The organism is Leptolyngbya sp. UWPOB_LEPTO1 (assembly GCF_017302695.1).
Taxonomy (GTDB): Bacteria; Cyanobacteriota; Cyanobacteriia; order Leptolyngbyales; family Leptolyngbyaceae; genus Leptolyngbya; species Leptolyngbya boryana.
Window position 1 is genome coordinate 1 of the sequence record NZ_JAFLCJ010000007.1, and the last position, 12489, is coordinate 12489.

The 12489-nt window shown below is 46.4% G+C and carries 8 protein-coding genes and 1 pseudogene; 4 read left to right on the forward strand and 5 right to left on the reverse strand.

The features are described from left to right. Both J0L70_RS12430 and J0L70_RS12435 read left to right on the forward strand, forming a co-directional pair. Window positions 1-155: pseudogene (locus tag J0L70_RS12430) on the forward strand (photosystem II D2 protein (photosystem q(a) protein)); the annotation flags it as partial. Window positions 156-902: 747 nt separating this feature from the next. Then, window positions 903-2753: an iron uptake porin gene (locus J0L70_RS12435; RefSeq protein WP_017287123.1), complete on the forward strand. Its 1851-nt coding sequence runs from the start codon at window positions 903-905 to the stop codon at window positions 2751-2753. Between the two features lie 512 nt (window positions 2754-3265). Here J0L70_RS12435 and J0L70_RS12440 read toward each other — a convergent pair. Then, window positions 3266-3472 (reverse strand): chlorophyll a/b-binding protein, encoded by a 207-nt coding sequence (locus tag J0L70_RS12440; RefSeq protein ID WP_017287124.1) that lies wholly within the window; start codon window positions 3470-3472, stop codon window positions 3266-3268. Window positions 3473-3890: 418 nt separating this feature from the next. Here J0L70_RS12440 and J0L70_RS12445 point away from each other — a divergent pair, with 418 nt between their 5' ends. After that, complete coding sequence (locus J0L70_RS12445) at window positions 3891-4211, forward strand: STAS domain-containing protein (protein ID WP_287454796.1); 321 nt, start codon at window positions 3891-3893, stop codon at window positions 4209-4211. Between the two features lie 54 nt (window positions 4212-4265). Here J0L70_RS12445 and J0L70_RS12450 read toward each other — a convergent pair whose 3' ends face one another. The 4 genes from J0L70_RS12450 to smpB form a co-directional block, all read right to left on the reverse strand. Beyond that, entirely contained in the window at window positions 4266-5108 is an 843-nt protein-coding gene (locus J0L70_RS12450) for an alpha/beta fold hydrolase (protein ID WP_287454797.1), read from the reverse strand. Then, window positions 5105-8086, reverse strand: coding sequence for an excinuclease ABC subunit UvrA (gene uvrA / locus J0L70_RS12455; RefSeq protein WP_287454798.1), 2982 nt, complete (start codon window positions 8084-8086; stop codon window positions 5105-5107). The genes J0L70_RS12450 and uvrA overlap by 4 nt, the downstream gene beginning before the upstream one ends. A gap of 73 nt (window positions 8087-8159) precedes the next feature. Beyond that, complete coding sequence (locus J0L70_RS12460; protein ID WP_287454800.1) at window positions 8160-9572, reverse strand: tetratricopeptide repeat protein; 1413 nt, start codon at window positions 9570-9572, stop codon at window positions 8160-8162. Window positions 9573-9647: 75 nt separating this feature from the next. Continuing rightward, entirely contained in the window at window positions 9648-10118 is a 471-nt protein-coding gene (gene smpB, locus J0L70_RS12465; RefSeq protein WP_287454801.1) for an SsrA-binding protein SmpB, read from the reverse strand. Window positions 10119-10698: 580 nt separating this feature from the next. Between smpB and J0L70_RS12470 the strand changes: the two genes are divergently transcribed. After that, window positions 10699-12267 carry an ammonium transporter gene (locus J0L70_RS12470; protein WP_287454802.1) on the forward strand — a complete coding sequence of 523 codons (1569 nt, stop codon included), beginning with the start codon at window positions 10699-10701 and terminating at the stop codon, window positions 12265-12267. The last annotated feature ends 222 nt before the right edge of the window (window positions 12268-12489 follow it).

Below are 12489 nucleotides of genomic sequence, written 5' to 3' on the forward strand. Positions count from 1 at the left end.
AGCTTCGGGCCGCTGAAGACCCAGAATTCGAGACGTTCTACACCAAGAACATTCTGCTGAATGAGGGCATCCGGGCATGGATGGCATCTCAGGATCAGCCTCATGAACACTTTGTATTCCCCGAAGAAGTATTGCCTCGCGGTAACGCTCTGTAAGGGACAAAATCTTCTGATTTTCCTGGCTTCTACCACTTTGGTAGGAGCTTTTTTAATTGCTTGACACGATCCCGAAAGGGTGTGCTACATTCAATTACAGATGAAGGGATTCAACGAATTCCAAGTCTGTAAACCCTTTGAAATTTATCCACTTAGGAAGTAGGAGGTGATGCCCATGCCAGATAGTAGTAAACGCTTGGGTCGTCAGGTTAGAGTAAGTCGGCTGTGCGCCGGAGCTGTCCTCTAACAGTTATTTCAGACCTTTTGAATGTATTGTCCGTACAATTTTCAATTACTGGACTAACTCGGAGTTCCTTCCGGCAGTCTGGTTTCTAAACTGAAGACCCGCTACACCGCTCTGGTTATGAAAGTTGGATGCGTCCACTTTCCCCAACCAGAGCGGATAGTTTTTTAAAGCTAATTGAGTTTGGTTTCATTAAAACTTTATCGATCGCTCTAAAGAAGTACCTCTTTAGGTAGAGGAGGGTAAATTTTGAGTAAGGCAATCTGTTAGCCGTGGGTACTCTACCTAAAGAGCCTAAATCGTTTTCTTGCCATTGAATCCTGTAATGAAATACTGACAGTTTTAGAATTGGCACAATTTCCGTATGTCACATTTCAGCTATTGCAGGTAAACTATGGAAGTGCAGAGAAAAATCGGGCGCTTTTTGCCGATTTAGTGCTTTTGGTATAGAAGGCTCATCCAGTCGCTCTATCAAAACGAAAAAGGTGTGAGGAAAAAACACAATGCGTAAGATTCTATTGAACTCTTTGTTCACAAGTCCCGCTGTCTTAGGTGCAGCACTTGTGATGTCTTCGTCGGCATTTGCAGCTCAAAAAACTGAAGTTGCTGGATTGCCTGCTCTGGAAGTGGGAACTCAAACCACTCAAACAGCATCAGTTACGCCTTTGACAGAAGTTAAATCTCTCTCGACTGAGAAAACTGCTGAAGCTGTTAAGCCCCAACTACAAGCATCCGCTGAATTCAGCCCCGCTAAATCTGTAGTCGTTGCTGAGCCTGTAAAAGTTGCCCAAGCTGCACCTGAAGCTCAAGCGACTCCTAGTGTTGATTCTTTAGAGCAAATCAACCGCTACAGCCGCGAAGGCAGAACCGCAAATAGTGCTGGACAAGTCACCTCGGTGTCCCAATTGTCTGATGTTAGACCCACCGACTGGGCATTCCAAGCACTGCAATCCTTGGTTGAGCGCTATGGTTGTATCGCAGGTTATCCTGACCGGACTTATCGTGGAAACCGCGCACTGACTCGTTATGAGTTTGCGGCTGGTTTGAACGCTTGTCTCGATCGCGTTAACGAGTTGATCGCAGCAGCAACCGCTGACTTGGTTAAGAAAGAAGACCTCGCAACCTTGCAAAAACTGCAAGAGGAATTCGCAGCTGAACTCGCAACTCTGCGTGGTCGCGTTGACTCCTTAGAAGCTCGGACTTCGACCTTAGAGAAACAACAATTCTCTACCACCACCAAACTGGCAGGGGAAGTGGTCTTCGCTCTGACTGATGAGTTTGGTGTGGATGGAACTAACGGAAACAATACCGTATTCCAGAACCGGGTTCGTTTAGCTCTGAACACCAGCTTTACCGGAAAAGACTTGCTCGTTACCCGGATTGCAGCTGGTAACGCAGGTCTCTTCAACCTTCCCGCAGGTAGCGGTGCTGAAGGTATTCAAACCTTCAATTTTGGTAACACTGGCGGTAACTCTGGTTTGATCGACTGGGTGGCTTACTACTTCCCGGTTGGCGAAAACCTGAAATTCTATATTCCAGCCGTTAGTGGTCTGCACTATGACTATGCTCCGACTGTCAGCCCTGCATTGGATGCGGCTGATGGTGGTACAGGTCCGCTCTCCATCTTCGCGCAGCGCAACCCGATCTACTTGATTGGTGGCGGTGCAGGGATTGGTGCAAACTACAACCTCAACAATCGCTTCCAGGTTAGCTTAGGCTACTTGGCTGATAACTCCACTGGCACTCAGTTGACTTTCGGTGCGAACAACCCTTCTGATAAAAATGGTTTGTTCAATGGTAGCTACAGTGCTTTGGGTCAATTGACCTTTAGCCCAAGCGAAGCATTGCAAATTGGTCTGACCTATGTAAACGCTTATCGTCGTGGAGCAATCTTCGACGGTGGTTCGGCAGTTGCTTCTTCTGGTACTGCTTTGGCTAACCGCAACACTCTTGGGACAGGTTCTTCCCAAGTTAACGCTTATGGTGCGTCGGTTGCGTTCAAGCTCAGCCCTCAAGTTGTTATCAATGGCTTCTTCTCCTACATCAACGCAAACTTTGTAGATGATGGACAAGGTAAGAAAGACATTTGGACTTATGGTTTGGGTGTTGCATTCCCTGACTTTGGTAAGAAGGGCAACTTGTTAGGTTTCGTCGCAGGTGCTGAGCCTTACATGGGTAACCCTAGTGGTGGTGCATCGAACGATGTTCCGCTGCACTTTGAAGGTTTCTACAAGTACCAATTGACCGACAACATCTCGATCACTCCTGGTGTGATCTGGGTTGTGAATCCTGGTCAGAACGATGCAAACGATGATGTTGTCATCGGAACCTTGAGAACAACCTTCACGTTCTAGTTTTGTGAAGCGATCGCTGAAATATTTCGGCGATCAACCCTTTAAAGCGTTTCATCGCTTGATAAGCCTCATTATCTAAACCCTGTCAATTTGGCAGGGTTTTTGTCTTATCTCTATGCAACGGTAGAACTCATATCAAAGAATGAAGATTTAGTGATATGTTCAGCTCTCCTATTTTGATACTGAACTGGAGAAACTGTCACAGTAAAGACTAATTTGATTGGAGTTCAAAAAATATTTGAAAGGCATTGATTATCCTGCAGAAGCAAAGAATATATCATTAAACATGCAGGAGGAAATGGGATTGATGAAGAACTGCGATCGCCTTTAGAAGAATGGCTAGAAGATGAATATGAGACACTCACTGATGTCAGTAAAGCAATCGTCAAATTAATAGCTAAGATCGCTGAAATTCTTATTAGGAATATTGCAGCGATTTGCCACAAAAAATAGCGTGAAGAGAGGCATAATTTCTCTTCACGCTAATAGTAATTATTAACTTTAGACAGACACTAACCGATTAAGTGTAGAACATCGCGAGCCACACTATAACCTGCTAAATCCCAAAGCAGATAAGCAAGAAATCCAATCATTGCAAAGCGACCATTCCATAGCTCAGCTTGGGGTGTCCAGCCGAATAGGAAGGCATTGCGGTCTTTGCCATTGTAAGCAGTAGAGAGAAGTAAATCAGTCTGTGCATCAGTCTGGGGAGTTTGCATAATTAGGTTCCAAACGCTTCATACCTGACATGGTATTGTGGTCTTGGTTTGTCGCTGTCTATCTGTAGAAACAAGCTGTTACTCCTTCTTTAGATAGAGGTTGTACTAATCTTTGAACTGCAAAAGCTTTGTGCTGTCTTTTCCACAAATGAGTGCAATAACTGAGATTTGAAAAACGTATTCATCAATACGGCAGTGTTGCTTCAACTAACTTAAAGTAGAACTGTGATTCTGATCCTGAAATAGGCATGGTGCAAGGAATCTTTAGCTACATCCTGAGATAGAGGCTACAGTAGAAGGCAAACGCTACATTACAACAAGTTAATTAATAGAACTTTCGTAGCGGTTTCGCTTCTGCCTAGCATCTATTGAGCTAGAGTTTTCTACTTATTATCGTTTAGCATTTGGGTTGTGGGGCATGGAATTATTAACTCGAACTATTCAGTTCCCGGAAACGTTGGATGAAGCGGCGATCGCTCACTTTCATCAGCAAGCAGATGATGCGATTCAGTCAGATGCAACTGTTCTGCTCGTTGATTTTACCAACGTTAAATTCATGAGCAGTCCCGGTCTGATGGCGCTCGTTATTGCTTTCAAACAGGCGCGTGAGGAAGGCAAGCCAATGTTCTTGCAGTCGATCAATGATCAGATTAAGATGTTGCTCGAACTGACAGGCATGGATAAAGTTTTTGAAATTATCGAACATTCTACGGAAGAAGTTGAATTCGCGATCGTCTAGATCGAAGCTGAAACTTTAAAAATTCAGGGGCTTACTAAGTCCCTGAATTTTTATTTATGAGCCGATAAATTCTCGAATATATTGATTAACTAAATTCGGCTGTTCTTGCTGTACCCAATGGCTGCAATTTGGAATATATCGAATCTGCAAATTACGAACATATTCCTCTGTTCCGTAAGTTAATTCTTTTCCTAAAGCGGTATCTTTTTCTCCCCAGATCATCAAGGTCGGGACTTCTAAAATTCCCCATTTTTTCTCAAGAATACCTGCTTGAAAAATGTTGCGGTAATAGTTAATAGCCGCAGTTGCAGCACCCCGTTTTGCAAATGCATCTTTGTAGAAATTGATGTCTTCAGCAGAGAAAATCTCTTGATTAACTGCCATTCCTTTCAAGGCTGTTTCTAAGAGTTTGTAGTCATCAAATTGAATGAGAAATTCCGGCAAGTAGGGAATTTGAAAAAGAAAAACATACCAGCTTTTTAATAACTGCTGTGGCGTGCGTAGACCTTGAGAAAACTTAGCAGGATGAGGAAGATTGAGGATGATTAGGCGATCGAGCATCTCCGGATACTCATACGCGAAATTCCAAGCGATCGCGCCTCCCCAATCGTGTCCAACCAGCGTACAGCGCTGATATCCCAATCCTTCAATCACGCCTTTTACATCTGCGACCAGTTCAGACATTTTGTAAGCGCTAGACTCACTGGGTTTATCGCTCTCGTTATAGCCTCGAAGATCCAGGGCAACAGCGTGATGATCTTTAGCAAACTCTGGAAGTTGTTTGCGCCAGGAATACCAACATTCAGGAAATCCATGCAGAAACAGCATGAGATTGCCCTCACCTTTAGCGACGTAATGGAGATTGATCCCGTTCGTATCGATGCGATCGTGTTTCATGATCCAGCAGGATATTGTTCTAGAACTTGTTTAAGATATTGACCTGTATAGGATTTAGGATGCTTGACGACATCCTCCGGAGTACCGACTGCAACAATTTCGCCGCCGCGATCGCCGCCTTCAGGGCCTAAGTCAATTAACCAATCCGAGCAGCGAATTACATCTAAATTGTGCTCGATGACTAACACAGAATTGCCTTTATCTACCAAGCGTTGAATCACATCTAAGAGTTTGTGAACGTCGTAGAAGGACAAGCCTGTTGTCGGTTCATCAATTAAATACAGCGTCTTTCCGGTTGCACGTCGAGATAGCTCAGTGGCTAATTTCACACGCTGGGCTTCTCCTCCAGAGAGAGTTGGAGCGGTTTGACCTAACCGCATGTATCCTAATCCAACATCAACTAACGTTTGCAGACGATTTGCCGCTTGGGGAATATTTTGAAAGAAGTCGGCGGCTTCTTCGACAGTCATGTTTAAGACATCTGCGATCGACTTGCCTTTAAATTTCACCTGCAACGTTTCACGGTTATACCGTGCGCCTTTACAGACATCGCATTGCACATACACGTCAGGTAAGAAGTTCATCTCGATGACATTTACACCCTGACCGCTACAAGCCTCGCATCGTCCACCTTTGACGTTGAAAGAAAATTGCCCCGCTTTGTAGCCTCTGGCTTTGGCTTCGATCGTTTCAGAGAAGACTTCGCGAATGCAGTCGAAAACGCCAGTATAAGTGGCTGGATTGGATCGAGGTGTGCGTCCGATTGGAGATTGATCAATGACGATCGCTTTATCAAGCGCATCTAAACCTTTGACAGGCTTCATTTCCTTCGGCTGCGGAACCTTATGCCCAAAATGATGCTGAATTGCAGGATAGAGCAATTCATTAATCAAGGTTGATTTTCCAGACCCGGATACACCCGTGACGCAAACTAGTTTACCTAGTGGAATTTCGACATCAATATTTTTGAGGTTGTTGCGTTGGGCAGCGCCAAGTGTAATCGCTCTCCCATTTCCCGATCGCCGTTCTGCAGGCGTTTGAATTGCCCGTCGTCGAGACAGATAGGCTCCAGTCAGCGATTCTTCGGCATTCAGCAGCGTATCGAGATCGCCTTGAGCAATCACCCGCCCTCCATGTACGCCTGCACCCGGTCCAATGTCTACGAGGTGGTCTGCTGCCCGAATCGTTTCTTCATCGTGTTCAACGACAATTAAGGTATTGCCTAAATCACGGAGTTTCGTCAACGTGTTGAGCAAGCGAGTATTATCCCGTTGATGCAGCCCGATACTTGGCTCGTCTAAAACATACAGCACTCCGGTCAATCCTGCCCCGATTTGAGTCGCCAGTCGAATCCGTTGCGCTTCTCCACCCGAAAGCGTCATGGCTGTGCGATCGAGCGTTAAATAATCGAGTCCAACATCGAGGAGAAACTGCAATCGGGAGCGAATTTCTCGCAGCACCAGATCGCCGATTTGAGCCTGTCGATCGCTCAGTTCTAAATTCTCCACGCGATCGAGACAATCTCGAATCGAAACCCCTGTGAAATCTTGAATGTGATACTGCCCTAAGCGAACAGCGAGCGCTTCTGGCTTTAATCGTTTGCCATGACAGACATCACAAGGTTGATCGACTAAATACTGCTCGAGTTTCTGCTTGTACAGATCAGAACTGGCTTCGCGATATTGTCGATCGAGCAGAGGAATCGCTCCTTCATATCGACGGTGATAGCCTTTATTCTCCTGGTATCGCGAATCGACTTCGATCCAAATCGGGTCTTTAGAACCGTAGAGCATAATGTGTTGCTGCTCGGCGCTCAGTTGATTCCAAGGGGTTTGAATATCGAATCCGTACGCCTCGGCAACACTGCAAATCAGCGAAAGATAGTAAGTATTGTCCTTATCTGACCAAGGCGCGATCGAGGCATAAACTGGAAGACTCGGATTTGGAATGATCAAGTCAGGCGAAAAGGTGCGATGGCTGCCAATTCCATGACAATTTGGACATGCCCCATAGGGCGAGTTGAACGAAAACAGGCGCGGAGAAAGCTCTTCCATCACTGCACCATGTTCTGGACAAGCGAAATTTTCTGAGAATACGAGTTCTGAAGGCTGATCTTCTGAGTCTGCTTCGCGCATCAGATCGATAATGGCAATTCCATTCGATCGCTTTAAACACGTCGTTAATGAATCGCTGAGCCGTTCCTGCATGTCGTCTTTTTTGATTAACCGATCGACGACAATTTCGATCGTGTGCAATTGATTTTTATCCAATTCGATGGAATCACTCAGCTCTCGCACTTCGCCATCGACGCGCACCCGCACAAATCCTTCTGCGGCAAGTCCTGAAATTAATTTGCGGTGAGTTCCTTTCTTCCCGCGAACTACAGGGGCAAGAATTTGGAACCGAGTCCGGTCGGGCAATTCCATGACCCGATCGACCATTTGATCGATCGTCTGAGGCGTGATCGAGCGATCGCAAATCGGACAATGCGGCATCCCCGCGCGACCGTAGAGAAGTCGCATGTAGTCGTAGATTTCTGTGACTGTGCCGACCGTTGAACGAGGGTTATGGGAGGTCGATTTCTGATCAATTGAAATTGCTGGACTTAATCCTTCGATCGCATCGACATCCGGTTTATCGACTTGTCCGAGAAATTGCCGTGCATAAGCACTGAGCGATTCGACATAGCGGCGTTGCCCTTCTGCGAAGATGGTATCGAATGCCAGAGAGGACTTGCCTGAACCTGAAACTCCGGTAAACACGATTAAGCGATCGCGCGGCAGATCGAGATCGACATTTTTTAAATTGTGTTGTCTTGCGCCTCGAATCCGAATGGAATTCAGTGAAACAGGTTTTTGAGCTTTTTGAGCTTTTTGAGCAGGCTGTTTTTTCGAGCCGTTCGATTCGGTTTCGGCTCCTAAATCAGGACTTAAGACCGGAGCATCGGAGCTTTTGGGTTTGCTGACACGCTTAGGCATTCGGAGGGCGAAGAAATAGTCCTTCATGATTCTATCGCTCTCACCCACCGATCAAGTTGATTTGTACTGAGGTTTAGTTGAATTCCTTCTGCAATTTCGCTCGATCGCGAATCGCAGGCTGAAAATTTGGATTGTACTTAATCGCCTGATTATAGGAATACAACGCATCCCGAAACCGTTTTAGCTCTGCCATGACTCGCCCCCGCCAGTACCAAGCCCCATGATGCGAAGGCTGAAGTTGCAGAGCTTTGTCAAAACACGCGATCGCTTCTCGAAATCGGCGCAGTTTAATTAATGAACTTGCAGAACAGCACCATAAGTCGGCATTCTCTGGCTGAAGCTGGATCGCTTGGTCATAAGACGAGATCGCTTCTTCATATCTTGCCAGCGCATAAAGGACGTTGCCTCGCCAGCGCAGAACTTCTGGATCATGTGGATTCAATCGCACGGCTCTATTAAAGGCAACTGCCGCTTCTGCATGATGTTGTAGCTTTTCTAAAACTTGCCCTTTCTGGAACCAAGTGCCGTAATCATTGGCTGGGCTGGCTGGCTGCTCAGGCTGATCTCCCGAATTCAATCGATCTAAAACTCTTTGACGACCTGCGATCGCAGCTTGCCAATCTCCCCGCAGCTGAATCGCTCGGATATAAGAAAATAATGCTTCTTCATACTGAGCCGTGGCTTCTAGCGCTTTTGCGCGATCGTGCCACCCCCAATAATTCTCAGGCTGAAGTTCAACCACTTTGTTGTAGCTGACGATCGCTTCTTCAAACCGCTGTAAATGTTGTAGAACGTTGCCTCGCTTAAACCAAGCGAGATGGTCGTTCGGTTGCAAGGCGACTGCTTGATCGTAAGCAGCAAGTGCTGCTTCAAATTGCCCTTGTGTTTCCAGCGCAATTCCTTGCGTGAGGCAATCCGAGGAATGTTCTGCAATCTCAGATGCGCTATTGGTCGCTGGCTCATCGAACGGCAAATCGTAGAGAGAATCAACGCGCTGAAGCTGCACCAAAATCCGCCGCCGACTCTCGACAGCCAATTGAAAATTGGGCTTCAATTGAACTGCTCGATCGTAGGCTGATACTGCTTCTTCAAAGCGTTTCAGAGTTTCTAGGACTTTTCCCTTATCGTGCCAAGCCCAATAGTTTTCTGGCTGCAGCTGAATCACTTTTTCATAGCAAGCTAATGCTTCTTTCGGCTGGTTGAGATTTTCACAAGCTGCACCTTGCTTAAACCATGCTAAATAATCATCTGGCTGCAGCTCAATCACTTTTTTGTAGCAAACGAGCGCTTCATCAAATCGCTGCAAATTCTCACAGGCAATTCCCCGCCTGAACCAAGCGGTGTAGCCTGCCTGAAATTCGATCGCTTTATCATAAGCAGCGATCGCTTCTCGGTAGCGCTGAAGTTGAAACAATTCATCTCCTCGCTCCAGCCAAGTTAATACTGAAGCATCTAGAGAAGAGTGCGAGTCAGGAGACGGTAGCATAAACGCAGCCAGAATGGTAGTACCGCTATTATTCCCGATTCGGTTTTTCTGCGTTCAAGAAAGAATCGATCACTCCTAACGATTTTTCATGGCTCGCTGCATGTCTCGTTGATCATCCCGGCGTTTTGAATCTTCGCGTTTGTCGTACAACTTTTTGCCGCGCACTAACGCCAGATCCACCTTGACCCAGCCTCGCTTCAAATACATCTTCAACGGTACGAGGGTCAGCCCTTGCTGCTCAACTTTGCCCACAAGTTTGCGAATTTCATCGCGTCTGAGGAGTAACTTTCGAGTTCGGGTTGGATCGTGATTAAAGACCTGACTCGCTGTCTTATGTGGCGAAATATGGACATTGTGGAGAAAAACTTCATGATTGCGAACGAGTGCAAAACCGTCGCGTAAGTTCACTCGACCGGCGCGAATGGACTTCACTTCGGTTCCCGCAAGCTCGATTCCCGTCTCGTAGGTCTCCAGAATCTCGTACTGAAACCTCGCCTGACGATTATCGCTAACAATTTTGAATCCGTCGCTACTTTTCTCGCTCATAGCATCACTTTAGCTCAGTTAGGGGGCTTGTAGCGAAAAAAATCGCCCCTTTCCTCACGCAATGGTCAGGTAAAAAGGCGAATTACTCAAGGAGACGAAATTAATACATGAGTACTATATAAGATAGTCTCGAAAAAAGCAAATCTTAGTTTGAATGAGATCTTTTATCCATAGATAAAACTCGATGCTTTATTGAGAAATAATCAATCCCCCTATTTTTCTCTGGGAATCTCCCTCTAGAATTGAGCATTTGTAATCTGAGATACAGAATCACATGACCCAATCAACGAAATTTGACTTCATCTCATCTAAAGATTCTGTTTCTTTAGCTATGTGACATGCCCCCACTTCGTCGTATATTTTCAGTACCTCAAACGACGTACCGACCTTGTGGCAGCTGAATCATAGAGACCTAACTCGTCCTCGATCGCGGCACTGATTGCCAAGTAGTGGAGGGTTTCGGGATTCAGGAATTGCATTGCCCGACTGCAAGACAACTCTTACTTGCTGGAATGGTGTAACGCTCTCATGCCAGCAGGTCAATTTCGCATTGGTTTATTTACATTAGGAATTTCGTGTCATGGTGTTAAGAGCATCGTTGAAGCAAAAATCGCAAGTTCGCAAGCGGAAGCCTGCCTTGCTTAAATCCTGGGAAGCACTGCTCAGAACAGTGAGCAAGTTGTCTCTCAGTTGGCAAATGTCAATTCCGATCACAGTCGCGATCGTTGGACTTTGGAGCTATGCGGCTGTTGCCCAAACCCCACCTACTGTTGAAAGCGTTGCGACTGCAACCGCAGACCTAAAAGTTGGTCTAGATACGATGTGGGTAATGATTGCAGGATGCCTAGTGTTCTTCATGAATGCGGGCTTCTGTATGCTTGAGACTGGCATGTGCCGACAGAAAAATGCGGTAAACGTGCTTGCGAAAAACTTGATTGTCTTTGCGCTGTCTACAGTGGCATTTTGGGCGATCGGGTTTGGCTTGATGTTCAGTAACGGAAACGGCTGGATTGGCGCAAGCGGCGGATTTTTCTTAACGGGTACAGACAGCAGCCCAGTAACAGGTGACGCTTACCAAGGAATCTTCAAAGCCATTAGTTGGGCAGGTGTTCCTCTGGCTGCGAAGTTCTTCTTCCAGTTGGTGTTTGCTGGAACAGCAGCGACGATCGTGTCGGGTGCTGTTGCTGAGCGGATCAAATTCATCGACTTCTTGCTGTTTAGCTTACTGTTGGTTGGGATTGCTTACCCCATTACAGGTCACTGGATCTGGGGCGGCGGCTGGCTAGCAACTCTCGGATTCTACGATTTTGCAGGTTCGACGGTCGTACACGCAGTTGGGGGTTGGGCGGCTCTGATGGGCGCTTCTTTCCTCGGTGCAAGAATTGGCAAATACAATGCAGATGGTTCTGCAAATGCGATTCCGCCTCACAATCTCAGTATTGCAACCTTGGGTGCTTTGATTCTCTGGTTGGGTTGGTTCGGATTTAACCCCGGCTCAACGATGAGTGTTGGGAATGGTTCTTTGATTGCTCATATTGCTTTGACGACGAACACAGGTGGCGCATTTGGTGCGATCGCGGCAACGGTCGTTGCATGGGCAATTTTAGGCAAGCCTGACTTGACCATGACTATCAATGGTCTGCTGGCTGGATTGGTCGCTGTTACAGCACCCTGTGCTTGGATTAGCGTTCCTTCTTCTGCGATCATCGGTGCGATTGGCGGTATTTTAGTTGTCTTCGCCGTTGGGTTCTTTGATAAGTTGAAAATCGATGACCCAGTAGGTGCGATCGCAGTTCACTTAGTGAACGGTGTCTGGGGAACGCTGGCGCTCGGATTATTCAGCCAAGCTGATGCTTTTGGTGCAACTCCTGCTCCCAAAGCTGGATTGCTGTTTGGTGGCGGTATCGAGCAGTTTTGGTATCAGTTGGTTGGAGTCTTATCAGTAGGTGGCTTTACAGTCTTGATTTCTAGCATCTTCTGGATTTTGCTGAAGTCTACTTTGGGTATCCGTGTGACCTCTGAAGAAGAACTGGAAGGTTTGGATATCAGTGAGCACGGTATGGAAGCTTATGCAGGATTTGCCAAGGAGAGCGCTTTTGGCTCTTCTAGCAGCTACCCCAGCAGTTCGTCTGAATCGACCAAGTATTAATTATTTGAAAGTCTAATCTAAGACTCTGCGAAGAGCGCTCCCCAATTTGGGGAGCGCTCTTTTTGCACTTTGTTAAGTCCGATGAATCTGTTAGGAACCCACATAATTTTTTAAGAAACATCCTCCCTAGTGATGAAACTTAGGGTCTGCTGGGATTAAGGCTTTCTCGATCGGAAAAAGTGTAACTTCAATTACAGAATGAGCCTTTCAATTTTGGTGCAA

Coding starts and splice junctions, on each gene's coding strand:
- J0L70_RS12435 (WP_017287123.1), top strand. CDS start 903: ATGCGTAAGATTCTATTGAACTCTTTGTTCACAAGTCCCGCTGTCTTA.
- J0L70_RS12440 (WP_017287124.1), bottom strand. CDS start 3,472: ATGCAAACTCCCCAGACTGATGCACAGACTGATTTACTTCTCTCTACT.
- J0L70_RS12445 (WP_287454796.1), top strand. CDS start 3,891: ATGGAATTATTAACTCGAACTATTCAGTTCCCGGAAACGTTGGATGAA.
- J0L70_RS12450 (WP_287454797.1), bottom strand. CDS start 5,108: ATGAAACACGATCGCATCGATACGAACGGGATCAATCTCCATTACGTC.
- uvrA (WP_287454798.1), bottom strand. CDS start 8,086: ATGCCTAAGCGTGTCAGCAAACCCAAAAGCTCCGATGCTCCGGTCTTA.
- J0L70_RS12460 (WP_287454800.1), bottom strand. CDS start 9,572: ATGCTACCGTCTCCTGACTCGCACTCTTCTCTAGATGCTTCAGTATTA.
- smpB (WP_287454801.1), bottom strand. CDS start 10,118: ATGAGCGAGAAAAGTAGCGACGGATTCAAAATTGTTAGCGATAATCGT.
- J0L70_RS12470 (WP_287454802.1), top strand. CDS start 10,699: ATGGTGTTAAGAGCATCGTTGAAGCAAAAATCGCAAGTTCGCAAGCGG.